The sequence below is a fragment of the Streptomyces sp. NRRL F-5630 genome (assembly GCF_000719475.1).
In the GTDB taxonomy this organism is placed as follows: domain Bacteria; phylum Actinomycetota; class Actinomycetes; order Streptomycetales; family Streptomycetaceae; genus Streptomyces.
In genome coordinates this window covers 131,196-155,753 of record NZ_JOGO01000004.1, presented here as the reverse complement: position 1 = coordinate 155,753, position 24,558 = coordinate 131,196, and the positions used below count along the sequence as shown (strand labels likewise).

The window sequence follows — 24,558 nt, the reverse complement described above, 5'->3', positions numbered from 1 at the left end:
GAACGGTCAAATCCGGCTGCCCGAGATCAGCCATACACAGGGAGATGGCTCGCATGACTGCTTTTCTGTTCGGAATACTCAGCTCGCTTGCAGCCAGCGCGATCGTCCTCGTCCTCGGCCTCGTACGCGGCTCCCGCCCTCTGTGGTGGCTGGTCGCGGTCTGCTCGCGCCTCACCGGCACCGGGCTCGCCCGTGTGTACCGTCACCAGTCGTCCGCCGAGGGCGACATCGCCCGTGACCTTGGCCAAGCCAGTTGGATCAAGGTCATGGCGGGACGAGGAAACGTACTCACCCGCGAGGTTTTCTCGCCCCTGTGGTCGGGGGAGCTATCCCCGGGGTCCGTCCAGGTACTGCTGCCCGACACGCTCGCGCCGGGCGACTCCTGGCTCGACCGACGCTCACAAGATCTGCGCCTCTTCGATCCCGGCTTCACGCCGGACCTGCTCAAGGACCAGGTTCGGGCGAACACGGACTACATCGCCCAGGTGACCCGCGCGCAACCCCACGTGGAACTGCGCAGCTTCAACCTCCCTAACACCTGCCGCGTGATCGCCACGGACCGGGTGGCCTACCTCACCTTCTACAGCAGCTCCAGCCACGGCAGGAACTCCCCCTGCCTATACGCCCAGGCCCCCGGACTCCTGTACTCGATAGCCCTCCAGCAGTTCGACGTGGCGTGGACGAACAGTTCCTCGGCCCGCCCCACTCCGTGACCTCTACCGACCCGATGGCCAAGAACGACTCGGCCAGGGGGAGCACGGCATGAGTGCTGGCGCCGGTCGATGTCCACCGCCCAGGCCGCCACGTACGGCACCATCACTGTTCTGTCGCAGTCCGTGCCCGGCCCGGTGCCCGAACCCGGCGACGGACGGCGGCGCCGCGCAGCTTAGACCGTGTCCTACATGGTGAGGCGGACGAGTCGCTTGTAGCAGCACAGGGCGGCGGCGAGGGCGGCCCTCAGGCGTCGATGAGGCCGTGGGGGTCGATGATGAACTTCTCGGCCACTCCGGTATCGAAGGTCGCGTAGGCGCCGGGGGCGTCGTCGAGGCTGATCACCTTCGTGTTGAGCATGGCGCTCAAGTAGGGCATGCGGTCCCACAGGATCGCCATCATCAGCTCGCGGTTGTAGTGCATGATCGGTGCCTGCCCGGCGGAGATCCGCGGGGATTTTATCCATGCCTGGCCGAAGTCGATCGGGTACGTTCCCTCTTGCTCGGCCTTCGACTTCGCGAGCGGGTCTGGGCCGTAGACGCCGATGACTCCGGTGGCTCCGCCCGCCCGCGTGGCGTCGACCACCTGGTTGATCGCGTACGCCGGGTCCATGTTCCCGCTCTCGTGCCCGATGCCGTGTGCCTCGCTGCCGACGTAGTCGACTGCGCAGTCCACCATGGGTTCGCCCAGGATGGCCTCGATCTGGTCGGTGAGTGCTGCGTCCTGGCTCAGGTCGATGGTCTCGCAGCCGTTCTTCTCCACCAGCTCCAGACGGTCCTTGCTGTAGTCGCCGACGATGATGCAGGACGCCCCGAGGAGGCGCGCCGCTGCTGCGCCGCAGCGGCCGACCGGGCCGGCGCCGGCGATGTACACGGTCGAGCCCGGCTTGGCACCGGCCTCCATGAGGCCGTGGAACGCGGTGGGCAGGATGTCCGAGAGCAGCGCCAGGTCACGGATTTTCGCCATGGCCTGGTCCCTGTCCGGGAAGCGCAGGAGCTGGAAGTCGGCGTACGGGACGAACAGGTACTCGGCCTGCCCGCCGGTCCAGTCGCCCAGGTTGAAGCCGTACGCTCCGCAGGACACATCGGGGTTCGTGGTCTCGCAGACGTCGGTCCTGCGCGCCCTGCAGTTGCGGCAACGGCCGCAGGCGACGTTGAACGGGACGGAGACGAGGTCACCCTCGCTGAGGAACTCGACGTCGGGGCCGACCTCGATGACCTCCCCGGTCATCTCGTGCCCCATCACCATGCCCTGGGGCACCGGGAAGGACCCGCGGTAGATGTGCAGGTCGCTCCCGCAGATGTTGGTGGCGACGATCTTGAGGATGACTCCGTGCGGGGCCTTCTTCCCGTTCGGCATCTGGAGCTTCGGGAAGTCCAGGGAATCGACGCGCATGTCCTTCGGGTTCTGGAAGGTGACGGCGCGGTTGCTGCTTGCCATGGCGATCTCCTCTGCTGGTCCACGGGGACTCGGTCGTGCGAGTGCCGGAGGCCATCTCGGCGGCCTGCGGCGGCTTCTCCCGATCAGGCGGGTTGCGGCGCGCTGGCGAAGCCTTCGATGATCGCCTCGCAGAAGGCGGGCAGGTCCTGCGGGCCGCGGCTGGAGATCAACTGGCGGTCGATCACGACCTCCTCGTCGACGACGTCGGCACCGGCGTTGCGCAGGTCGGTGCGAATGCTGGGCCAGGAGGTGAGGCGGCGACCGTGCAGCACGCCGGCCTCCGCGAGTGTCCAGGGTCCGTGGCAGATGGTGGCGACGGGCTTGCCGGTCTCCATGAATTCCCTCACGAAGGCGACGGCGTCAGGGTCGGTACGCAGTTGGTCGGGATTCATGGTGCCGCCGGGCAGCAGGAGCGCCTCGTAGTCGTCCACGCGGGCATCGGCGACCTTCTTGTCCACGGTGAAGGTTCCGGCCGGGTCGAGGTCCATCTGGCGCGCGTTGATCTCGCCGGTGTGGAGGGAGAGGAGTTCGGCCTGCGCTCCCGCTCCCAGCAACGCGCCGAGAGGTTCCTCGAGTTCGACGCGCTCGACGCCGTCCGTGGCCAGGATGGCGACCTTCCTGCCGTTCAGTTCGTTGGTCATGGTGCGTGGTTCCTTCCGGTGGGCGGCGGGGGACCGGTATCCGGGTCCGTGTTGTCACCGCTCAGCTGCCGTCGGGTGGAGGAGGGCCTTGGTCCAGCCGTTCTCGGGATGTCGACGTACTGATGGACCTTCGGCGCCTGGTCCGGCGACTGTTTCTGGGAGAGAATCCAGGGCGCTGAACGTCGGCCTGGCCGGTCTCCGTGCTCTGGTGGGCCTGTCACCGTGGACGGAGTGCCGCACGGAACAGCCTCACCACACCCACACTCCCCGCCCCTGCAAGATGTGTCAAAAGGGGCGAATCGGCGTGCGTGGCCTGTAACGAGCCGGGAACCCGCCAGGTGCTGAGACGCCACCGGCCCCACCGAAGCACGCGCCCCCCGGGCAACACCGCCCTACGCCGGATGCTTCTTTGCGACGACATCGAGCTGCTCGATCGAGGGCTCCTCGAAGAGCACACCCGCGTTCTCAGCGAGCGCTTCCGCGAACGCACCCGGCAGACGCGCCTGGCGCCCGTCGGCGAAGCTCGCTCTCCGGCCCTCGTGAGCGCCCTGGACGCCATGGAAAATTCTCGCCGGACTGTCCGGGGCGAGGTGGCCTACGGCTTCAGGACCGCGCGCACGCAGCCATCCTTCTTGTGCTTGAACATGTCGTAGCCCCGCGGTCCCTCGTCGAGGGACATCGGGTGGGTCATGAGGTGATCGGTCTTGAGCTCCCCGGTCGCGATGCGCTGGAGCAGCATGGGGATGTAGTTCTGGCCCATCTGCTGGGCGCCGCGGAGGGTCAGGCCCTTGTTCAGCAACGCGCCCATGGGGAACTTGTCGATCAGCCCGCCGAACACACCGAGGCAGAAGACCGACCCGCCCTTGCGGCAGTGGTAGATCGCCTCGCGCAGGGCACTGGGGCGGTCGGACTGGAGGGCGAGGTGCTGCTTCGCCTTGTCGTAGAAATTGACCGGGCCGTCGGTGTGCGACTCCATCCCGACGGCCTCGATGCACACGTCAGGACCGCGTCCGCCGCTGCGTTCGAGCAGTTCCCCACCGACGTCGGTCCGGGTGTAGTCGATCGTCTCGCAGCCGACGTACTCGGTGGCCATGGCGAGACGCTCGGGGAAGCGGTCGATGACGATCACGCGCTCGGCTCCGAGCAGCATGGCCGCCCGGGCCGCCATCTGGCCGACGGCGCCGCAACCCCAGACCGCGACCACGTCGCCGGGCTTGACACCGCCGAGATCGGCTCCCATCCAGCCGGTGGGCGCCGCGTCCGAGGCGAACACCGCGGCCTGATCGGAAACCTCCTCGGGCACGGGAAAAGCGCCGTGGTCGACGTAGGGAACGCGGATGTACTCGGCGTGGCTTCCGGCGTTGCCGCCGAGAGCATGTGAGTAGCCGAAGCAGGCGCCGAGCGGCTGGCCGTAGGCGAACTCGGTGAGGCCCGGATTGGTGTTCGCGTTGTCGCACAGCGACCAGAGGCCGTTCTGGCAGTACCAGCACTGGCCGCAGCCGAAGAACGAGCACACCACCACCCGTTCGCCGACCGACCGCCTGCGGACGTCGGGGCCCACCTCGACGATGTCGCCGAGGAACTCGTGGCCGAGCACGTCACCGCGCTCCATGGCCGGCAGGTAGCCGCCGAGCAGATGCAGGTCCGAGCCGCAGACCGAGCTCAGACGCACCTTGACGATCGCGTCCTGGCGGTTGATGATCCGCGGGTCGGGGACCTGTTCGACCGTCAGGTCGTCGACTCCGTTCCAGGTGAGTGCCCTCACAGCCCTCCCTCCTCGCGTGCGCGCCCGGCGAGGGCCGCGATGAGCTTTCCGCCAGGACCGGGGTGGGTCGTCGGCGGCTTGTCGGGGCTGAGTACCTCGCCCGTCTCGAGCAACGCCCGGGAGTCGCGCAGCGCCCGGCGGACCGGCCCGCGCGGGTCCTGGCCCTTGAACCGGGCCGCAGCCTCTCCAGGCCCCGACGGCACGGGATCGCGGAGGCGGGCGGCGACCTCGGTGCCGCGGTCTCCGGGAGCCGGCCGCGCCTGGACCTCGACCGTGCCGCCGAGCTTCGCGAGCGGCTCGGGGAGCCGTCCGTTCGGAGCGACCTCGTCCGGTGGACGGTTGATCGTCACCGTGTGCCAGCGATCTCTGCGCCCGCCGGCGGCCCCGCGCGACGCGCCTCTCCACCGGCGGATCACCACCACTGCTCCACCACCTGCGACCAGACCGCTCAACGCCAGTGCCTTGCCGTTCATCGCGTGCTCCCCTCAGGGGGCGGAGCCGGATCGCCGCCGTGGAACCGTCGGCTCTCCCCTCACCGTCACCTGGCGTCGCCCCGCCCGCAAACGCAGTCCGCGGGCGGTCGGCGTCCGATGCGTGGACCGGGCGGCGACCCCTTGAACAATCCGCTCCCACGACCACGATGACCGGCCCTGCCTATCAGCGGCCTGACCGGGCCGAGCGCCGCCGGCTGCTCCAGGCGGAGCGCGGCCGGGCGCGTTTTAGAGGTGTGTCACAGCATCTCCAGCGGCCGTTTGCCCTCTGGTGGCGGGAACGCCCGGTCCAGGGCCGCGAGGTCCTCGGCGGACAGGTCCATCTCCCAAGCTGCCCGGTTCTCCTCTATGTGGGCGCGGGAAGACGCTTTCGGGATCGCGATGACGTCCTCGTGCCGCAGGACCCAGGCCAGGGCGATCTGCGCGGGCGTCGCACCGTGGGCGGCTGCCACCTCCCGCAGCGCCGTGTGGCCGAGCAGACGGCCCTGCTCGACCGGCGAGTACGCCATGACGGGAATCGAGAGTTCACGGCACCTCGGCAGCAGACCATACTCAGGCCCCCGGCGGCTGAGGTTGTACAGCACCTGGTCGGTCTGCGGCCTGGTCTCGGGCGGCAGGTCCGCGAGATCGTCCACGTCGAGGTTGCTCACCCCCCAGGAGCGGATGGCCCCCTCCCGCACCAGGGACTCGAACGCCTCGACCGTCTCCTCCAGCGGCACGGAGCCACGCCAGTGCAGCAGGTACAGATCGATCCGGTCCGTGCGCAGACGGCGCAGGCTCCCCCGGCATGCCTGGGCCACTCCACGGGCGTCCGCGTGGGAGGGAAGCACCTTGCTGACCAGGAAGACGTCGTCCCGCCGTCCGGCCACCGCCTCGGCCACCACTTCCTCCGCCGCGCCGTCCCCGTACATCTCAGCGGTGTCGACGAGGGTCATCCCCAGGTCCAGCCCGGCGCGCAGGGCCGACACCTCGGCCGCGCGGCGCCCGGGATCTTCCCCCATCCCCCAGGTGCCCTGACCGAGTGCCGGGACCGCGGCCCCGTTGGGAAGGACGACCGTCCGCGGGTCCACCATGGCTTCCTCCTGGATGTCGCGGTGGCCGAGAACGCCGACCACCGATCCCGCTGGATGTCGCGGTGGCCGAGAACGCCGACCACCGGTCCCGAGCCGAAAGCGAGGTCGGGACGTTCAGCGGGGCCGGCCGAGTGCCGCGGCCGGACGCAGGTCCTCCTCGAGCCCCTCGCCAACGGCCGCGCCGGCCAGTGCCCGCCCGAGTCGGGGCGCCTGCTTGAACAGGTTGTGCCCAGCGGCGAAGAAGATCCCGTCGGCCTCCCAGACCGCCATGCCGTCTTCGCTCCACGGCAGGCTCGTCACCCAGCAGTGCAGGTACTCGGCGGGCTCGGGGTCGAGGCCGGGCAAGGCCCGGGAGACGTAGGCGCGGGCGCGGTCGTTGAGCGCCACCAGTGCGTCGGGGTCGGCGAAGCTGCCGTCCTCCCGTACCTCCACCGTTTGGCTGAGGCCCACCGCGTAGCGGCTGTTGCCCGGATAGGGAGCCGCATAGACACCCACCTCACCGAAGTCGCCGCTACTGTCCTGCAGGCAGGCGACCCGTTCCGGGGGCGCTCCCCTGACCTCGAAGGTGAGGCGGACGTGGGCTGCCGGCTGTACGGGCAGGGAGAGACCCACGGTGCGCGCCAGTCGCGCCGTGCCCGTGCCCGCGCACACCACGGCCGTCGCGTACTCCTCGCGGCCGGCGGTGCTGAGCACCTCCACCGTGCCGTGGTCCGTCGGATGCACCGAGACGACTTCTTCGGTGACCACCGCGTCACCCAGCGCGTTGGTCAGGCTCTCGATCGCGACACGGGTCCGGATGGCGCCACCGCCCTCATCGAGCATCGCGGGCCCGCTGTAGTCGGCGAGCAGCGGCATGCGGGCGTGAAGCCCGGCGCTGTCCACTGTCCGTACGGGTATGCCGCCGGTATCCCGCAGGATGCGCAGCCTTTCGGGTACGGGACCGCCCAGGGCGACCACTCCGTCAGGGGAGATCATCTCGACGCCCAGCCGATCCGCCCATTCGTCCCAGACGGCGCGGCCCTGCCGCGTGAACTCGACGAGGCGGGGGTCGTCGTGCGCGTGGCGGAAGATGCGGGACTGGCCACTGGACTGCCCGTGGCCCGGAACGCCGCTTTCGTAGACGCGCACCGCCGTGCCGCGCTCGGCCAGCGCGTAGGCGGTGCACAGTCCGACGATGCCGGCTCCTACCACGGCCACCTCGGGAATCCGGTTCATGCGATCGCCTCACTTCGCGTCCGGGACTGTCCCCCTGCGGAGCAGAAATCGGGTTCATCCGTCGCCACCGCGAACGAGTGGGCGGCCGGATCCGGTGGGCGGTATCGGCAGGCTCCGCGCCGCGTGAGCCGACGGCGGAACCGTGTCCACCCAGTCTCACAGCGGCCCGGCATATGTCAACCGGACATATAGGGAAAAGGGGGGCTACGATCCGCCGCCGAGCATGCTCCCCTGCCTCCAGTTCCCCTCACCGCCTTCGCCCATGCGTACGCCCTGTCACCGAGGACCACGGTCGCGAACGGCGACTGTGAAGGCGGCAGTGAGCGTGCTCATGATCCTTGACCCGAGTAAGCCGGCTCTCAGAGCAGAGGCATGATCCGAGAAACAGCGCCTGCATTAGGGTGTCGAGAATGCCGCTTGTCGAAGTGACCTATGCGCCTACGGTGCCCGAGTCCCAGTTACGCGAACTCGGCTCGGTGCTGCCGCATCTGGTATCGCTGGCTGTGGAGTGCCCTGAGGAGCCGTACGACGGCGAGCTGCGACCGGGGGATGTCGAGATCCGCTTCCGGCCGCTGAGCCCGCTGGACCGTAGCGGCCTGACGGTGGTGATCGAGGTCAAGTCCAAGTGGTCCGCCAGCAGGGAAGCCAACCGCCAAGAGCGCGTGGATGCGCTCCACGCCGGCATCCGCGCTGCGACCGGGCTCGTCGGCTTCGGTGTCTACCTGTCACTGCCGAGCGCTGCTTGGTCTCAGGGAGACTGATCACCCACGCCGACGGCGCGTCTCCCAGACCTCACGCGAAGGCGGAAGGGCGGGCCGACCTGCGCGAGAGTCTATTCGTCGGAATGCGTCTCGAACTGGGGCGTTGACCTGGGTATCCGCCGGACGTTGCGACGGCCTTCGTCTGATCATCTGCTCTGGCCAAGCGCATCGTTCAGAGCGAAGGCCATGAGGGGGAGTCTGCTGCCTGATGCTGCTGAGAGGGAAGTGTCCGCCGAAGGGCCATGCTTCCGGGGCGAGTTGTCAGCGTGTCTGACTGCGCGGGGTGATGAGCCGTTCGAGCTGGCGGACGGGGTGGTGTGTGCGCCGGGTGCGGTGCACTCGGCAGTCGAACTCCCGTTTCTGCCCGAGCATCGAGGCGGGTGCGGGACAATGTACGACCGCTTGACCAGGGACGGATCGATGCCGACCGGCTGCGGTCGCTGCCGGCTGGACTGCCCTTACCCGCGGGTCGCGGACAGGTGTCTGGTCCTGGCCGTGGACGTCTCGGCGTGGTCGCGGTCGAACGGCCTGGTGCTCGCCGGAACGGCTGTTTCGCCCCGTCCACGGGCGGGCGAAGACCGTCTCGCAGCCCACCCCGGCTGAGGTTCCCCGACGGCAAGGTGCCCGGTTGAGGCAGCTGTTCGGCGACGAGGAAGACTCCCGCGCTCTGCCTCACCGATGACACGGATGTCGGCTGCCTGGCGAGGCCCGCCTGAAGCGTGAGCAGACGCTGAGCGGCCCTGAGTACGGCAGGGTCCCAGCGGTGGAGCACGACGTGCCTCGCCCACGTTGTCCCCATCGCACACCTCGACACCGCAGGCGCGGGTGGGGAAAGGCTCGGTGGCTCCGCGCCGACCTCCTGGCGCGCGCACCGCGGGCGCCCTGCGCGCCCCTATCCCCCCGAGTCTTGCCCGCACGGCGTCGGACCCTGGGGTCGGTACCCGCGCGTGAGTGGCCGACGGGTGCCGACGCCGACCTGCTCACCGTGGGCTTTCGTGCGGTTCATCGCCGCGTGGCGGGCCGTTTACCCGGCTGGAGGGACACGTGTGAAGGCGGTGCCGGGCAGAGGGGGAGGGGGGCATTCGATTTCGGTCACGGCTGGAAGAGGGAACTCTCCTCTTGAGCGTGACAGATGCCCGAATGCCGTTCTCTCCAGCCCGTTTCCGGCCCGGATTCCCTCAACCGGCAGGCAGGGGGCGCTGCGGTGGGAGGCGGTCGACAGCACTGGTCAACCCGGTATTGCAGAGTGGGTAATCTGCGCCGTCGACTGTGAGATTCAGCGAATGGCGGTGGTAAACGCGCATGAGTCCGAAAACGCCCATGCCAGGCCAAAGCGTGTTCAGAGGTCGGTACTTCAGCCCCGAGGGGGTGTGTGTCTGCGCGCCCGCTTGCGTGGCGCGGATTCCGCCAGGCCCGCCAGCTGTCGTTGACACGGCTGGAAGGGGTCGCAGACACTCACAGCCAGTAGCTCCATTCCGGTAGTCCGCCGAACTCAGGAAAGGAACTTGGACCACTCGCGATGACGCCGGGTATTCCGGCACCGCCCGTTGCTCGTGCCTCGTTCCCCTTCGCGACGAAGCATGGAGAAGCGGAAGACAAAAGGCCAGGGTGTCATTGCATGAGCGCGCGATCTTCGCTGTTTTGACGACTGCTTGATGCTTTCCTCATTCATTTCCGAGTGGGCCACGCGGGAGGCTGAAGAAGAGAAGCGCTGAATGCAGACCTCGCGTCGCCCCCCCGCATCACGTTCTCTCGCTTCACCTGGTCCCGCACGTACGGCGGTGACGCTTCCCCTCAAAAGGAGCACCTGCGGGGACCGGAAACACCCTCCGGAGGGCGTCCCGGGGGACACGCCCGCGAACGCTGACCAGCCTTCCCGCGCGACCGCATCGTCGATGGCACCGCGTGACCGCACCGCCCCTAGGTGCGACATCCCGACAGGAGTAGCCCCCACAATGCTCCCCACGCATGACAGTTCCCTTCTGTCATCCGCTCCGCTCCCGAGCACCGCGTGCAGGTCCACCACGAGAACGAGACGCAGGGGCAGGTCGGCCCTCTGCCGGTCCAGGACCACGGGCCGTGCCGTCACCGTGCCGACGACGGCCTTGACGGTTCCGCGCTGCTCGAAGTCCGCGCCGGGGGCGGCGGGAGGTGGTCACGCCCGCCGCACTGGGGAGCCCCCCGGGTGCCGCGCCCGGGCCGTGACGGAGGGGCCGTTCCTCCCGGATGCCCCTCACCGGACGAGGGTGGCGGCGAGGAAGGCGGTCAGTCGCCCGGCACAGTGGGCAACCAGATCGTGCCGCCTGCCGGGCTCGTCCGGTGGAGCCCTCGACAGTGGTGCGCTGCTCGAAAGCGCCGCGGCCGAAGGCCGACGGTTTGCCGGCACGACCGCCTGGAAGCTCGCGGCGGACTGCCCGGCAGTCCGGGCACCGTGCCGCTACAGGTGGCTGTCGGCCCTCGGGGCGAACGAGCGCCCTCGCCGCAGTCAGCGTCCGGTGCGGTCCCGGTCGAGGTGTCGACCAGCGACCCGGGGGCACCGACACTTCGCGACCCGCGATCGCCCCTTCGCCAACCGCGACAGCCCTGGCGCCGGGTGATGACGAGGGCAGCGGACGGCGGTGGGAGCTTTTCTGAGTCCTCGACAGCTCACCACTGACAGGCGGGGCTTCGCCCTCGCGTGGACGACGGCGCCGTCAGCGGTCCTACTGGTTGTACCTGGACCCGAGCGGGACGGGCGCCGGGCTCGCCCCGAGACGGGAGGAGCGCCCGGCTCGGCCGGAAGCTCGCGACTGAGGCGACGTTCTCCCGAAAGGTGGCACTCCCTCCTCTCGTGGGCGTGGCGGGCCGCAGCGAGGCCGGCCGGTAGGCACACCCTCCCCGCCCGCAGACGCTCGGGCAGAGCGCCACATGACCCTCTCCGTGTGGTGGTCTCGCGCCTCCCGGCCGACTCACCTGCTGGTGATCACGGCGTCGGCCTCGCTCGGTCAGGGGTCAACGACAAGCGCTCGGTCCTTGCCCACCCGGGCATCACTCAACGAAAAATATCGACCAGCGGTCAGATCATCCGAAGCGCGGCCGACAGGGGCTGTGTGAAATGGACGGGTGCCATGGATATTGATCAGAGCGGTTGCGGAATATCAGAGCGGGTTGACTGGGAGCCCAGCTCAATCCAGATCAGAATTCTGGAGGGTATCGCGGCAGGGTTATCCAGTGGGCGGCTTTCCAGGGAGCTGTATCTCAGCTCGAAGACCATCGACTACCACGTCCGCGTCATGTCCGACAAGCTTCAGGCGCCGAATCGCGTCGCGTTGGTTTCGCGGGCCTTCGTCCTCCAGATCCTGCGAACGGATGCGTGGCCGCCGCGCACCGTCCGCGAAACCGTGGATTAGTCGTGGAGCCGGCTCGTGGCCCGAGTTCCTCCGGCCGCCGAGTTTATCCGGCCGCCACCGAGCCGCCCGGCGCCCGGCTCACACAGCTGCGGGGCGAGGCGGGCACCACAGGAAGTCGTGTGCCCGTCGGACGCCGGCCCGACAGCCACGCCCGTGTCCCGACAGAGCGGCCCGTACGCAGCCTTGGGAACCGCCTAGGTGCGGCGACCCGGCGGTCGCCGCACCGTGGAGCGGACCGAATCGAGTCCTGTGCCGTTCCTGGGGTTTTTCCTAAACCGGAGAACGCGAACGCCGCATCGTTGACACCACCAAGGGCGCCCTCCAGGATGGAATCCAATGGAGGGCGCCACTCGATTTGAATGGCACCCATAATTCCGGGTCATAGAGCGGCTTCGTGGATCGCCTGTTGTCTCAGTGCCGGGTGGCTCTCGCGCACGCGAAAGCCGTCGGCACGGTTTATGAAACCGGAAACCGGAAACCGGCCCGGCAATCCCTGCCGGTCCGGATGCATTAACCGAAACAGGGCGAGCGCAACGCCCCACGCAGACCGTCCGTCAACACTCAAAGCGGACCGTCCTTCGATGCCGTCAGCATCCGAGCTATGAAGGAGTGACCCGTGTCGAATCTGGATCAGCTTTCAAGTTCACCTCAAGCAGTGTCCGACCCCCAGGACGAGGTGAAGCTGGTCGGCCAGTACTACGACGACAAAACGGCCAGGCTCGTCCGTAAATACGGGCCCGGGCCGAGGATTCACTACCACGTGGGTCACTACGCCTCCACCAAGCCGCCGCTGCGCGCCGACGACGCGGCACCGGATGCCATTCGCGGCAGCATACGGCGCCACCAGGAGGACCTGCTGCGGTACGCGGCCAAGATCTGGGACGCTGAACAGCGGTTGTCCGGCAGGGTTCTGGACGTCGGCTGCGGTCTGGGCGGGGGCTCGCTCTTCTGGGCGCAGGAATACGGCGCCGACGTCACGGCGGTCACCAACGCGCCGGAACACGCGCCGGTGGTCGAGGGCTTCGCGCGGGAGTGCGGCGTGGACGGGAGGGTCCGGGCACTGGTCAGCGACGCGAAGGAACTGCCCCTGGACGACGCGCCCTATGACGCGGCGGTGGCGATCGAGAGCAGCGGATACTTCGACCGCCCTCGGTGGTTCCAGCGGCTGGCACGTGTGCTCCGGCCCGGCGCGAGCGTGTGCATCGAGGAAGTGTTCCTCACCCGTCCCCATGGGGCGGACGTGTGGGCCGAATACTTCTACACGAAACCGGCCACGGTGCTCGACTACGTGAAGGCCGCGGAGGCCGCCGGCTTCGAACTGGCCGACGACGTGGACGCGACGGCGGAAACCGCGCCCTTCTGGGAGGAGAGCGCCGCCTGGACGAAGGCGATGCTGGACACCGACGACAGTCTCTCGCCTGTGGACCGGAGGCAGTTGCGGATATCTCTCCTCGCCAACCAGGCGCTCGGTGCGGAATGGCAGGCCGGGGGCGTGCGGCTGGGCTTCCTGCGCTTCGAACTGAAGTAGGCAAGAGTTCCCAGGATGACGCCGGGCTGGGGCCGCCCAGCCCGGCGCATCGAGTTTCGTCCGCGCCTCACTCCCGCCGCGACCACGCGCCGGCTCACCACCGTCAGGGCCGACCGCCCGCCGGCCCCCGTCCCTTTCACCACCACCCGGAGTCCTTCATGACGATCGAGCAGTCTCCCGCGCACCGCGAAGTCCTCAACGTGTACGACGGTTTCGGCCGGATCTACGGTTCCGCGTGGGGCCCCAACATCCACTACGGCTACTGGGAGAACGACGCCGACGACAGTTCCGTGGAAGAAGCCACGGACCGCCTCACCGACCTGATGATCTCGGGTCTCGCCCCACAGCCCGGCCAGCGGGTTCTGGACATCGGCTGCGGCATCGGCTACCCCGCACAACGGCTCGTCCGCACCTGCGACGTGGACGTGGTGGGCATCACCATCAGCCGGATCCAGGTGTCGGACGCCACGAAGCTCGCGGCCGAGGCGGGACTCGCCGACCGGGCGACGTTCCAGTACGCCGACGCCATGGACATGCCTTTCCCCGACGACTCGTTCGACGCGGCCTGGGCGTTCGAGTCGATGTGGCACATGCCCGACCGCGGGCAGGTGCTGTCCGAGGCGGCCCGCGTCCTGCGCCCCGGCGGCCGCCTCGCCGTCGCCGACGTCATCCAGCGCGAACCGATCACCCCTGAGGGCCGCGAGGTCCTGGACCACGTCGTCGAGCACTACGGGGTGCGCTCCCTGGGCACGATGGACGAGTACCGGAAGGCGCTGGCCGACAACGGGTTCGTCGACGTGGAGATCACCGACATCACCGACAACGTCATCCGCACCCTCGGGCTCATGGCCGACGCCGTCGAGACCGTCCGCGACAAGCTGGCCGAACTGGTGGGCGAGGAACAGGCCGCTTCGCTCCTCGACTTCATGCGCAAGTTCGGGTCCATCCCGGAGAGCGGCTACGTCTTCCTGACCGCGGTCCGCGGCTGACCCTGGAGCGCCGTCCTCGGGCCTCTCGCCACGGGAGGCCCGAGGACGGCGATGTGCCGAACAGACGGACCTCCACCCCGGGTTGACGTGCAGGCGGTACCAGCGGGGGCGACGGGACGAGCGGGGCTGCCGAGCCCAAGCGGGCCCCCGGGGTGCCGGGCGAGGCGGCTGACGCCTTCGCCCGGCACCCCGGGGGCCTTTCTCCAGCCCGGCAGGCGTTCCCTGCCTCGGGCACGCGGGAGCGCACACGCCGTGCCTCGTGCACGTCTGCGACAGTCCACCGTGCTCCTGTCGCCCGTATCTCCCTCGTCCCCGCCAGAACCGTCGACGCCGCGAGAACCGCCAACGCCGCACGCCCCGCCCGTACTGGGACGGGCGGGGCGTGCGGCCCCGGGAGACGGCCGCGGGTCTCACCCCTGCCGCACGCGCAGCTCGGTCAGCGCCCGAAGCGGGAACACCGGCCGGTGCCGCGGCAGCGGCCCGGGCGCCAGGCCCAGCTTCGGCATCCGCGTGGCCAGGGCCCGTATCGCGCTCTCCAGTTCGGCGCGGGCGAACCCGGCTCCGAGGCAGAAATGGACGCCGTGACCGAACGCGAGGTGCGAGGCTGACTCGCTTCCCGGGCTGAACCTGGCCGGGCACCCGGACGGGTGGCCGCCCCGGCCGGCCGCTCCGTACAGCAGAAGCAGCCGGCTCCCCGCGGGCAGGTGGACATCCCCGACCACGACGTCGTTCACCGCGGTCCGGTACATGCCCGCCAGCGGACTGTCGAACCGCAGCCCCTCCTCGACGAGGTCCCGCACGCCCGTCGTTCCGTCGACCACCCCGGCCCAGCCGCCGGACGCCTGGAACTGATGGAAGAGGATGGTGCCGAGCGCTTCGGCGCAGGTCATGTGCCCCGCGAAGATCAGTGTGGGGATCATGACGGACGCCTCGTCGGCGGTGAGCGTGCGGCCCCCCTTGCCCTCGTGGAGCAGTTCACTGATCAGGTCGTCCTGCGGCGAGGCGAGCCGCTCCCGCACGAGTGACCGGGCGAAGGCACCGAACTCCATCAGCCCCTCGGCGAAATCACGCAGCCGGTCGACGTCGGCCTGGCCCCGCGCCATCATGAGTTCGATGCGCTGCTCGGACCACTTGCGGCAGCGTTCGAGGTACTCGTTCGGAATTCCCAGACGTCGGCCGATCACCTCCAGGGAATACGGAACGGCGAACTCCGTGATGAAGTCGAACTCCTCGGCGTCCGCGATCCGCTCCACGAGATCGGTGGCGATCGTGCGCATCGTGGGTTCGAACGCCCTCACCCTGGCCGGCGTGAACCCGATGTTGAGCACTTCCCTGATCCTGGTGTGCTCGGGAGGATCGAGCGAGCCGACGGCGAGCGCGTCGGCCCCGCGCCACGTGCGCAGCATCCGGCTCACGTCCTCGGGCAGCGCGACCGCGGGACGCGGATTGTGGTCGCGTGCCGAGAAGTTCCGGTCGTCGCGCAGGACGGCGACCATGTCCTCGCGCCTGGTGACACACCACGCGCCGAGCAAAGGTGCGTAGAACACCGGCTCCGTCTCTCCGACGGCGGCCAGAAACGTGTACGGATCGTCGCGATGCGCGCCATACGGATCGAACGACCTGTCCTCGTGCAATCGCGCTGAATCCACAGACATGGCCATTCCGCCTCTCAAGCTTTCTGTGCGCCGTCCCCGGCGGTGAGCAATGACTCGGTGCTGGTCGGCCGGGCATTGAGGGAAGGCTCCGCCGAGCACGTCCCGCCCGCGGGCGTCCGCGCCCGTCGTGAGGCACCGTGCGCGAAGAAGGCCCCCGGCCGGTCGCCGGAAATCGGGGAATTCTCCGGGAAGTCGTGTGCGGCACCGGACACCGGTTCAACAGCCGTACTCGGAGCACGGCCTACGATGCGGCCCGGCGGCCACCAATCTGCAGAGTAGTCCAAATCCCGCCCAGGGCCCGCTCCTTTGGGGTTTTTCCTAAACCGGAAGATGCGTATGCCGTGTCGTTGACACGCCCAGAGGCGCCCACCAGGATGGCAGCAGTGACGATCACGGAAATGCCCGGCACACGGCGATGCGCTCCGTGTGCGGCGGCAGCCGGGATGTCACCGCACGGCGAAGCCAAGCCGGTGTCGAGAAGATATGCGGCAAACATATCCGGCACAGTAATCACCAGTGTTTCCAGTGATTTCAGTGGTGCAATGCGCGAATCCCGTGCCGCCACTTCCGGCCAGTCACAGGAAAGGTAGCTCCCGTACGTCGCGACCGACCTCGACGCGGTGGTCCGAACCTCTCTTCCGGCGGAGGCCGTCAGTGAGTCCCCTTCTTCAATTGCCTTTCGATCAGCCGAACGCGCTGCACCTCGCGCCGGAGCTGCGCACGCTCCAGTCCCGGGGCGCGGTCCACCGGGTCCGTACGGCCGAGGGCGACGAGGCGTGGCTTGTGACCGGTCACTCCTGGGTGCGGAAACTGCTCGACGACGACCGCCTCAGCCGCTCGAACCCTGATCCGCAGGCGGCGGCGAACGGCGGGGGCTCCGCGATCCTCGCCGACCTGCTGGGCGACTTCGCCACCGACCACGCCCGGTTGCGGGCGCTCCTGGAACCGCACTTCTCGGCCGAGCGGATGCGGGCGCTGCGGCCCTACGTCGAAGAGGTGACGGGGCGGCTCCTGGACGACGTGGCTGCCCGGAAGCCCCCGGTGGACCTGCGTGAGGCGTTGGCGCTGTCGCTGCCGATCCAGGTCATGTGCGAGTGGCTGGGCGTGCCGCCGGAGGACAAGGACCGGTTCGGCGGCTGGACGCGGGATGCGGCCAGTGTCGGGGACCCGGCCAGGTCCAAGCAGGGGCTGGGCGCGCTGTTCGCCTACTGCAAGCAACTCGTCGCCGACAAACGGCGGAACCCGGGCGAGGACACGATCTCCAGGATCTGCGCGACCGGGGGGATCAGCGACAACGAGGTCATCGGGCTGACGGCGTTGCTGCTGTTCGGCGGCTACGAGACCACGGTGGCCCGGATCGGCACCTGTGTGTCGCTGTTGCTGGCCGACTCCGAGCAGTGGCAGGTGTTGGTGCGCGACCCGGGGCTCGTCCCGGCCGCGGTGGAGGAAACCCTGCGGAGGTCGATGCCGAACCCGCACAACGGCGGCATGCCCCGGTACGCGGTGACGGACTTCGAGATCGAAGGGGTCGCCATCCGGACCGGCGACTTCGTGCTGCTGAACATCATCGCGGCCAACCACGACGAGATGGCCTTCCCCGGCCCCGACCGCCTCGATGTCACGCGCGACACCACGGACAGTCTCGTGTTCGGGCACGGTGCGCACTACTGCGTCGGCGCGACGCTCGCCCGGACGCAGTTGCAGGTGGTGCTCACCCAGCTCGTCACGCGCTTCCCGACCCTGCGTCTGGCCGTGGACGCGGACGCGCTGAGGCTGCGCCGCGACACGTTGATCGGCGGGCTGGTCCAGCTGCCCGTGGCATGGTGATGGTGTCCTGATGTTGCACGAGATATCCACTGGTGTGGTCACGAAGAGTCCCACCTCGGTCCGCGCCTACCTCCTGCTGATGCGGCTGGACAGGCCCACGGGGTACGTGCTCTACCTGCTTCCGGGACTGTGGGCCCTCGCCCTCGCCTCCGGGCGCAGGCCGGATCTGTGGGCGGTGGTGCTCCTCGCCGTCGCCGCGGTGCTCGTGCGCGGCGCCGCCTGCGCGGTCAACGACGTGATCGACAAGGACGTCGACGCGCGGGTCGCCCGTACCGTGTCCCGTCCCATCGCGTCGGGGACCGTCAGCGTCAGGAACGGGCTCCTCTTCGCCGCCGCGCAGGGCGCGGTCGCCCTGCTGGTCCTGGCGCTCGTGAACGTGGAGGCGGCCCTGGTCGCCGCCGCGTCGTACCCGCTGATCGTCGCGTACCCGTTCATGAAGCGCGTCTTCTTCTGGCCCACGGCCTTCCTGGCGTTGGTGATGAGCGTCTACGCGCTGATCGGCTGGACCGCGGCGACCGGGAGCACCTCCTTCCCGCTCACCGCGTTCGGCCTGTACGCCGGCGGTGCCTTCTGGACCCTCATCCACGACGCGATCTACTCCCACCAGGACAAGGAGTACGACCGCCGCATCGGGGTCAAGTCCTCCGCCCTCCTGTTCGGCGGAGCCACCAAGGCGTGGCTGACGCTCTTCGGCGTGCTCAGCGTCGGCAGCGTGCTCTGGGCCGGTTCCCAGGCGTCGCTGGGGTGGGCGTTCTACCTGGGCCTCGCGCTGGCGGGCGGCTACCTGGCCTACCTGATCGTGCGGGTGGACCTGGACGACCCGAAAGCATGCTGGGACGCCTTCGTCTCCAACACCTACTTCGGCTGGCTCGTGCTCGCGGCCGTGGTCGCCGGACAGTTCACGTGAAGGGCGGGCCAGGCATGGCGGACTCGATGTGGCAGGGCGGTGGCGTCGACCTGGACGCCTACCTGGAGCGCGTGGGCCACCGGGGCGACGTGTCCGCGGACCTCCCCACGCTGCGCCGGCTGCACACCGCCCACGTCGACGCGATCGCTTTCGACAACCTCGACGCGCTGCTGGGCCGCACGGCGGTACCGCTCGACCTGGAGAGCGTCCAGGACAAGCTCGTGCGCCGGGGCCGCGGCGGCTGGTGTCTGGAGCAGGTCGTACTCATGGCGGCGGTGCTCGACCGCATCGGATTCACGTTCACGGCGTTCGCCGGGCGGACACGCGTCCGCACCGGGAGCAGGTTCGGGCCCGCCCTGCACGTGGCTCTGTGCGTGGAGCTGGACGGCGAACGCTGGCTCCACGACGTGAGTTTCGGCGCGTTCGGACCGCACGAGCCGATCCGGCTCGCGGAGCACGCGCGGCTGGACGGCGACTGGTCGTTCGACCTCGTACGAGAGCGGACCGGTGAGCACGTGCTGCGGCTCCTGCGGCCGGAGGGACCGGCCGAGCTGTACGGATTCACCACGGACGTGCGCTATCCCTCGGACTTCGAGCTCCTCAACCACTTCTGCCTCACCCATCCGCGCTCACCGTTCAACCACCAGATGGTCCTCCAGCGCACGCGGCCCGAAGTGAGGCACCTCCTCGCCGGCACCACCCTCACGGAACTGCGTCCCGGGAGGCCGGCGACCTCCCGGGAACTCGACAGGGACGAACTCCTGGCCGCACCCGCGGAGGTCTTCGGGATCGACCTCGCACCGGGCGACGTCCAGGCGCTCCGGAAATTCCTGGACGGCCCGTGAGGCACCGCGAACCCGGCGCGGTGGAGGCCCCCTCCGTTCCGGACAGGGTCCTCGGGCCCCCGCAGGAACCGGACGAGACGACATCCCCCAGGACCGTGGCCGGCGCCCCGCAGGCCGGACGGCTCTCCCCGGACCGAGGTCATCATGAACGACATACCCGAAGGAACGGACCCCGGCGCGTTCACCGTGGCACAACGGCTGCGGTCGCTCCCCGAGCACGACCCGCACGACGCGGTGGAGAACGCCGTCCTCAGCAGGCTGGCGGGCAACTGGCACCGGCGTGCCACCGTCAAGCGGGAGGAGCCGGACCTGGACGACGTCTTCGAACCGGACCGGCCCGACTTCCCTGAGGCCCTGCTGCCCTTCCGCGAGCACCCCACCTACCTCGCGCTCGACGACGGGACGAAGGCCCGGATTCTCGCGTGGGGCTGGGTGTCGTTCAACAAGAACATCATGGACATCGAGCAGCACGTGGTGAATCCCGGCTTCGCCCTGATGACGCAGGACGTCTTCGACCTGGGGATCGACCGCGAGTCCACGGCGCTCGCGGTCACCCAGGCCATGGTCGACGAGCAGTACCACACGCTGATGCACCTCAACGCGAGTGCCGTGACGCGCCGCAAGCGCGGCTGGCGGATGCCGGAGACGGCGCTGCCCCGCGCGTACAAGGCACGCAGGCAGGCGCAGCGGCTCGCCACGGCAGGGACGGACGAGGAGCGGGCCCTGGTGTCGCTGGCCTTCACGACGGTCGCGGAGATCTCGGTCAACGCCCATCTGGACCTCGTCGCCGAGAACCACGAGATCCAGCCCGTCAACCGCATGACAGCCGTGCTGCACAACCGCGACGAGTACTGCCACGCCTCGATCGCGGACACCCTCGCCCAGGAGGCGTGGAGGCACTTCTCCCCGGGGCAGCGCGACTACTTCCTCGCCGCGCTGGCCGACGGGATGGAGGCGTTCGCCGCCCACGACTTCACCACCTGGGCGCGGATCCTGGACCTGCTCGGCGTGGAGGGGGGCCAGGAGATGCTGCGGGAGACCGGCAGCTCCTCCGGCGGAAAGCGGCTCCTCCAGGACTTCAGCGGGCTGCGGCGCCTGTGCCGGGAACTGGAGGTCCTGGACTCCCTCCCCTTCGACTGGTCAACGGTGTCGACCGAAGCCCTCTGACGGCTCCCCACCCTAGGTGCTGACCCATGCGCGTCCTGCTCATCGACAACTACGACTCCTACACCTACAACCTGTACCAACTACTGGCGACGGTGTACGGAGTCGCCCCCGTCGTCGTGCACAACGACGCCGGGGACTGGGACCGGCTCGACCCGCACGCCTTCGACGCCGCGGTCATCTCCCCGGGCCCCGGCCACCCCGCGCTCACCCGGGACTTCGGTCGCTCCCGCGATGTCCTGGAGAACTCCGGACTGCCGGTCCTGGGGGTCTGCCTGGGGCACCAGGGCGTGGGTCTGCTGGCGGGCGCCCGCGTCGCGCCCGCGCCGGAGCCCCGGCACGGCCACCTCTCCACGATCCGGCACAACGGCACGGGCCTCTTCGCCGGTCTCCCGCAGGACTTCACGGCCGTGCGCTACCACTCGCTGAGCGTCGCCGAACCCCTGCCCGCAGAGCTGGAGGTCACCGCGCGCGCCGAGGACGGCGTGGTCATGGGCCTGGCCCACCGGGAACGCCCGTGGTGGGGCGTGCAGTTCCACCCGGAGTCGGTCTGCACGGAGCACGGCGCCCGTCTCGCGGCCAACTTCCGGGACCTGGCACTGGCGGGGCGCGAGGTCCGCACGGCCTCGTACGAGGGCGGGGCCGGAGCGGTCCCCGTACCGGCGGCGGCACCCGAGGCGCCGTTGCCGCCGCTGCGCGCGGAATACGAGGTGCTGGACCGCGCCGTGGACGCGGAGGCCGCGTACCTGGCGCTGTACGCGACGAGCAACCGGGCCTTCTGGCTGGACAGTTCGCACGTGGAACCCGGCCTCGCGCGCTTCTCGTTCCTCGGCGCCGCCGAGGAGCCCGGCGCGCAGATGCTGACCTACCGCGTCGGGGACGGGCACACCGTCGTGGACCACCCCGACGGTGCCTCGCGCGTCGAAGACGGCAGCGTCTTCGACGCGCTCGGCCGCCGCACCCGCCGCGTGGTCGAGCGGGCAGGGGAACTGCCCTTCGACTTCACCGGCGGGTACGTCGGCTACTTCGGCTACGAGCTGAAGGCCGACCTCGGCGGGCGGCGCGCGCACCGGTCCGCGACCCCGGACGCCGTGTGGCTCCAGGCGGACCGCTTCGTCGCCGTGGACCACGCCGAGAACCGCACGTACGTCGTCGCCGTCTGCGAGCCGCAGGACTCCGACGCCGCCCAGAAGTGGATCAGCACGGTCGTCCCCGTCCTGGCCGAACTCCCCACCGCGCAGGCGGAGGCCGCCGACTCACCGCGCCCCGAGCAGCACGACGCCTCGGCGTGGCTGGCCCGCGGGCGCGCGCGGTACCTGGCGGACATCCAGGAGTGCGACCGCAGGCTGCGCGAAGGGGTGAGCTACGAGATCTGCCTCACCACCAACCTGCACCTGCCCGCCCCGGCCGACGACCTCGCCTACTACCGGCGCCTGCGGCGGCTCAACCCCGCCCCCTACGCGGCGCTGCTGCGCCTCGGCGACCTCGCGGTGTTCAGCTCCTCGCCGGAGCGGTTCCTCAAGGTGGACGCCGCCCGTACCGCGGAGGCCAAGCCGATCAAGGGCACGGCGCCCCGGCACCCGGACGCGGAGACCGACGAGGCCGCGCGCCGCGCGCTGCGCACGGACCCCAAGACGCGCGCCGAGAACCTCATGATCGTGGACCTCCTCCGCAACGACCTCGGGCAGATCTGCGAGATCGGCAGCGTCACCGTCCCCTCGCTCATGGCCGTGGAGTCCTACGCCACCGTGCACCAGCTCGTCTCCACCGTCACCGGCACGCTGTGCGAGGGCAGTACCGCCGTGGACGCGGTACGGGCCTGCTTCCCGGGCGGGTCCATGACGGGCGCCCCGAAACTGCGCACCATGGAGATCATCGACGAGCTGGAGGGCGAGGCCCGCGGCGTCTACTCCGGCGCCATCGGCTTCGTCGGCTACACGGGCACGGCGGACCTGAGCATCACCATCCGCACCGCCGTCCGCCACGACGGCGAACTGACGATCGGCGCGGGCGGCGCCATCGTCCTCGACTCCGACCCGGAGGCCGAGTTCGAGGAGATGCTCCTCAAGGCCCACACCACCCTGCGCGCCCTGCCGAAGGAGACGTACGCCCACGGGGAGGCCGGCGCGCACTGATGTGCACCGGCCCCCACCCGGGCACGCGGCCGGCCGGCGAACGCGCGCGTGTTCCCCGGCCGAGGACGCGCGATTGCCGGGCCGGGGGCGATCGACGGCGGTGCGAAGAGCGCCCGCGCGGCGGGCGTGGCCGAGGAGCAGGTCACCGCGTGAAGGCGCGCCGGTAGGCGGTGGGGGTGGTGCCCAGGGCCCGGCGGAAGTGCAGGCGCAGGTTCGCCGCTGTGCCGAGGCCGCAGTCCCGGGCCACCTGCTCCACCGAGTGGTCCGTGGTCTCCAGTAGTTCGCGTGCCTTGCCGAGGCGGGCGCCCAGCAGCCACTGGAGGGGTGTGGTGCCTGTCTCCGCGGCGAACCGGCGCATGACGGTACGGGGTGAGACACCAGCGTGCCGGGCGAGGACTTGGAGGGTGAGCGGCTCGTCGAGGTGGTGCAGCGCCCAGTTCCGGGTTTCGGAGAGGGAGGTGTCCCCGGCTTCCGTGACCGGAGCCGGTATGTACTGGGCCTGTCCGCCGTCGCGGTGCGGCGGGGCCACCAGGCCGCGGGCGATCCGGTTGGCCACGGTCGCCCCCAGGTCGCGGCGCACGAGGTGCAGGCACAGGTCGATGCCGCAGCACACGCCGGCCGACGTGAGCACGTCTCCCTCGTCGACGTAGAGCACGTCGCGCTCGACCGTGACGGACGGGAAGTGCCGTTCGAGTTCGCCGGTGTGGAGCCAGTGGGTCGTGGCGTGGAGGCCGTCCAGGATGCCGGCCTCGGCCAGCGCGAAGGCGCCGGTGCAGATCGACACCACCCGCCGGCCCCGCTCGCGCGCCTGGGCCAGCGTGTCGAGCACCTCCTCCGGCGGCCGTGCCAGCGACTCCCTCCCCGGCTCGTAACCCGGCACGATCACGGTGTCGGCGGCACGCACGTCGTCCATACCGCCCCCGGGCACGAGGGAGAAGCCCGTGGAGGTCGTCACCGTGGAACCGAGCCCGCACACGGTCATCTCGTAGGGCGTCTCCGGGCGGGAGTTGAAGATCTGTGCCGGGATCGCCAGGTCGAGCGGAGTGACACCGTCCGACGCCAGGATCGCGACTCGGTGGGTCGCCATGGCAGTATCCTATCGATAGGCGTCAAGGTTGCCACTCACCTGGTCAGGCAGGTGCGTGCCAGCCTGGTGGGCATGACCGGATCGACTCGAAGCCAAGGGGACCCCGGGGCGGCCGCCGACCTGATCGCGCTGCCCGGCACACCGCTCGCCGGCGCTGTCGTGCAACTGATCAAGCCGGTGGAACCACGCTCGGTGTTCAACCACAGCATTCGCACCTATCTGTTCGCCCGCCTCGTGGCCGCGCGCCTCGAACTGGCCGCGGGCAGAGACTACGAAGACGACCTGCTGTTCGCGGCCTGCGCGATGCACGACCTCGGGGTGGCACCGGACGGCCCGCACACCCAGCGGTTCGAGGTCGAGGGCGCCGACCGGGCCGCCGCCTTCCTCCGTGCGAACGGACGGTCCGAGGCGGACGCCGACGAGGTCTGGCAGGCCATCGCCCTGCACACCTCCTCGGGCATCGCGGAGCGCCGCGGGACGCTGTGCGTACTCGTCCGCGAAGGCGTCGCGCTCGACTTCGGCGGCCCGATGGGCACCACCAACACCGACGCCCTCAGCGATGAGCAGGCCGACATCGTCCACGCCGCCTACCCGCGGCTGGAGATGATCCGCTCGCTCACCGACGCGATCGTCACGCAAGCCGCCAAGAACCCCAGGAACGCCCCGCGTTACGCGCTACCCGGTGAATTCCTCCGGGAACGCGAGGTCTATGGCCGGACCCGGATGGAGCACGCCTGCCGCTCCTCCCGGTGGGGGAACTGACCGGCCCCGCCGCCGGTCGGGGAGGACGACCCGGAAGCGGGCTCACAGGCCGGCGCTGGTCGGCGTACAGGTCGGCACAGGTGCCGGCACCGAAGCCGCCCCACCCGCCGGCACACCACCCGTCAGTACCGAAGGCGGCACTGAAGCCGTCACGCACTCAGCGCAGACACCAG

General features: G+C 69.8%; 19 protein-coding genes. 11 read left to right on the top strand and 8 right to left on the bottom strand.

Annotated features, from left to right (window positions below):
- The first annotated feature begins 53 nt into the window (after positions 1 to 53).
- Entirely contained in the window at positions 54 to 713 is a 660-nt protein-coding gene (locus IF99_RS0103220; RefSeq protein WP_037826374.1) for a hypothetical protein, read from the top strand.
- Positions 714 to 957: 244 nt separating this feature from the next.
- Here IF99_RS0103220 and IF99_RS0103215 read toward each other — a convergent pair whose 3' ends face one another.
- The 6 genes from IF99_RS0103215 to IF99_RS0103190 form a co-directional block, all read right to left on the bottom strand.
- On the bottom strand, positions 958 to 2,151 hold the full coding sequence (locus IF99_RS0103215; protein WP_030994762.1) for an alcohol dehydrogenase catalytic domain-containing protein: 1,194 nt from the start codon (positions 2,149 to 2,151) through the stop codon (positions 958 to 960).
- 83 nt (positions 2,152 to 2,234) lie between these two features.
- The gene (locus IF99_RS0103210; protein WP_030994761.1) at positions 2,235 to 2,792 is read right to left on the bottom strand and encodes a type 1 glutamine amidotransferase domain-containing protein; all 558 of its coding nucleotides are present in this window, start codon (positions 2,790 to 2,792) and stop codon (positions 2,235 to 2,237) included.
- Between the two features lie 595 nt (positions 2,793 to 3,387).
- Entirely contained in the window at positions 3,388 to 4,557 is a 1,170-nt protein-coding gene (locus tag IF99_RS0103205; RefSeq protein ID WP_030994760.1) for a zinc-dependent alcohol dehydrogenase, read from the bottom strand.
- A complete protein-coding gene (locus IF99_RS0103200) occupies positions 4,554 to 5,030 on the bottom strand; it encodes a hypothetical protein (protein WP_030994759.1) in 477 nt (158 codons plus the stop codon). Before IF99_RS0103200 ends, IF99_RS0103205 begins: the two co-directional genes overlap by 4 nt.
- A 257-nt stretch (positions 5,031 to 5,287) precedes the next feature.
- On the bottom strand, positions 5,288 to 6,121 hold the full coding sequence (locus IF99_RS0103195) for an aldo/keto reductase (protein ID WP_030994758.1): 834 nt from the start codon (positions 6,119 to 6,121) through the stop codon (positions 5,288 to 5,290).
- Between the two features lie 114 nt (positions 6,122 to 6,235).
- Positions 6,236 to 7,336, bottom strand: a complete 1,101-nt coding sequence (locus tag IF99_RS0103190; protein WP_030994757.1) for an NAD(P)/FAD-dependent oxidoreductase — start codon at positions 7,334 to 7,336, stop codon at positions 6,236 to 6,238.
- A 410-nt stretch (positions 7,337 to 7,746) separates the two neighbouring features.
- On the opposite strand from IF99_RS0103190, the gene IF99_RS0103185 reads away from it, so the two are divergent.
- From IF99_RS0103185 to IF99_RS0103170, 4 genes are all read left to right on the top strand, one after another.
- On the top strand, positions 7,747 to 8,097 hold the full coding sequence (locus IF99_RS0103185; protein ID WP_030994756.1) for a hypothetical protein: 351 nt from the start codon (positions 7,747 to 7,749) through the stop codon (positions 8,095 to 8,097).
- Between the two features lie 2,921 nt (positions 8,098 to 11,018).
- A complete protein-coding gene (locus tag IF99_RS34250) occupies positions 11,019 to 11,486 on the top strand; it encodes a LuxR C-terminal-related transcriptional regulator (RefSeq protein ID WP_199806446.1) in 468 nt (155 codons plus the stop codon).
- Positions 11,487 to 12,141: 655 nt separating this feature from the next.
- A complete protein-coding gene (locus tag IF99_RS0103175) occupies positions 12,142 to 13,014 on the top strand; it encodes a methyltransferase domain-containing protein (protein ID WP_030994754.1) in 873 nt (290 codons plus the stop codon).
- A gap of 158 nt (positions 13,015 to 13,172) precedes the next feature.
- Positions 13,173 to 14,003 carry a methyltransferase domain-containing protein gene (locus tag IF99_RS0103170; RefSeq protein ID WP_030994753.1) on the top strand — a complete coding sequence of 277 codons (831 nt, stop codon included), beginning with the start codon at positions 13,173 to 13,175 and terminating at the stop codon, positions 14,001 to 14,003.
- A 410-nt stretch (positions 14,004 to 14,413) separates the two neighbouring features.
- Here IF99_RS0103170 and IF99_RS0103165 read toward each other — a convergent pair whose 3' ends face one another.
- Complete coding sequence (locus IF99_RS0103165; protein WP_234340568.1) at positions 14,414 to 15,658, bottom strand: cytochrome P450; 1,245 nt, start codon at positions 15,656 to 15,658, stop codon at positions 14,414 to 14,416.
- 672 nt (positions 15,659 to 16,330) lie between these two features.
- Here IF99_RS0103165 and IF99_RS0103160 point away from each other — a divergent pair.
- From IF99_RS0103160 to pabB, 5 genes are all read left to right on the top strand, one after another.
- A complete protein-coding gene (locus IF99_RS0103160) occupies positions 16,331 to 17,485 on the top strand; it encodes a cytochrome P450 (protein WP_234340567.1) in 1,155 nt (384 codons plus the stop codon).
- A gap of 10 nt (positions 17,486 to 17,495) precedes the next feature.
- Positions 17,496 to 18,392, top strand: coding sequence for a UbiA family prenyltransferase (locus IF99_RS0103155; protein ID WP_030994750.1), 897 nt, complete (start codon positions 17,496 to 17,498; stop codon positions 18,390 to 18,392).
- Between the two features lie 14 nt (positions 18,393 to 18,406).
- Positions 18,407 to 19,237 carry an arylamine N-acetyltransferase family protein gene (locus IF99_RS0103150; RefSeq protein ID WP_030994749.1) on the top strand — a complete coding sequence of 277 codons (831 nt, stop codon included), beginning with the start codon at positions 18,407 to 18,409 and terminating at the stop codon, positions 19,235 to 19,237.
- Between the two features lie 144 nt (positions 19,238 to 19,381).
- Positions 19,382 to 20,404: an AurF N-oxygenase family protein gene (locus IF99_RS0103145; RefSeq protein WP_051703341.1), complete on the top strand. Its 1,023-nt coding sequence runs from the start codon at positions 19,382 to 19,384 to the stop codon at positions 20,402 to 20,404.
- Between the two features lie 26 nt (positions 20,405 to 20,430).
- A complete protein-coding gene (pabB, locus tag IF99_RS0103140; protein WP_051703340.1) occupies positions 20,431 to 22,536 on the top strand; it encodes an aminodeoxychorismate synthase component I in 2,106 nt (701 codons plus the stop codon).
- Positions 22,537 to 22,678: 142 nt separating this feature from the next.
- Here the strand turns inward: pabB and IF99_RS0103135 are convergent, their stop codons facing one another.
- Complete coding sequence (locus tag IF99_RS0103135) at positions 22,679 to 23,623, bottom strand: GlxA family transcriptional regulator (protein ID WP_030994746.1); 945 nt, start codon at positions 23,621 to 23,623, stop codon at positions 22,679 to 22,681.
- Between the two features lie 72 nt (positions 23,624 to 23,695).
- Here IF99_RS0103135 and IF99_RS0103130 point away from each other — a divergent pair, with 72 nt between their 5' ends.
- Entirely contained in the window at positions 23,696 to 24,385 is a 690-nt protein-coding gene (locus tag IF99_RS0103130) for an HD domain-containing protein (RefSeq protein WP_030994745.1), read from the top strand.
- The last annotated feature ends 173 nt before the right edge of the window (positions 24,386 to 24,558 follow it).

Coding starts and splice junctions, on each gene's coding strand:
- IF99_RS0103130 (WP_030994745.1), top strand. CDS start 23,696: ATGACCGGATCGACTCGAAGCCAAGGGGACCCCGGGGCGGCCGCCGAC.
- IF99_RS0103220 (WP_037826374.1), top strand. CDS start 54: ATGACTGCTTTTCTGTTCGGAATACTCAGCTCGCTTGCAGCCAGCGCG.
- IF99_RS0103170 (WP_030994753.1), top strand. CDS start 13,173: ATGACGATCGAGCAGTCTCCCGCGCACCGCGAAGTCCTCAACGTGTAC.
- IF99_RS0103165 (WP_234340568.1), bottom strand. CDS start 15,658: ATGTCTGTGGATTCAGCGCGATTGCACGAGGACAGGTCGTTCGATCCG.
- IF99_RS0103200 (WP_030994759.1), bottom strand. CDS start 5,030: ATGAACGGCAAGGCACTGGCGTTGAGCGGTCTGGTCGCAGGTGGTGGA.
- IF99_RS0103185 (WP_030994756.1), top strand. CDS start 7,747: ATGCCGCTTGTCGAAGTGACCTATGCGCCTACGGTGCCCGAGTCCCAG.
- IF99_RS0103155 (WP_030994750.1), top strand. CDS start 17,496: ATGTTGCACGAGATATCCACTGGTGTGGTCACGAAGAGTCCCACCTCG.
- IF99_RS0103215 (WP_030994762.1), bottom strand. CDS start 2,151: ATGGCAAGCAGCAACCGCGCCGTCACCTTCCAGAACCCGAAGGACATG.
- IF99_RS0103190 (WP_030994757.1), bottom strand. CDS start 7,336: ATGAACCGGATTCCCGAGGTGGCCGTGGTAGGAGCCGGCATCGTCGGA.
- IF99_RS0103210 (WP_030994761.1), bottom strand. CDS start 2,792: ATGACCAACGAACTGAACGGCAGGAAGGTCGCCATCCTGGCCACGGAC.
- IF99_RS0103135 (WP_030994746.1), bottom strand. CDS start 23,623: ATGGCGACCCACCGAGTCGCGATCCTGGCGTCGGACGGTGTCACTCCG.
- IF99_RS0103145 (WP_051703341.1), top strand. CDS start 19,382: ATGAACGACATACCCGAAGGAACGGACCCCGGCGCGTTCACCGTGGCA.
- IF99_RS0103150 (WP_030994749.1), top strand. CDS start 18,407: ATGGCGGACTCGATGTGGCAGGGCGGTGGCGTCGACCTGGACGCCTAC.
- IF99_RS0103195 (WP_030994758.1), bottom strand. CDS start 6,121: ATGGTGGACCCGCGGACGGTCGTCCTTCCCAACGGGGCCGCGGTCCCG.
- pabB (WP_051703340.1), top strand. CDS start 20,431: ATGCGCGTCCTGCTCATCGACAACTACGACTCCTACACCTACAACCTG.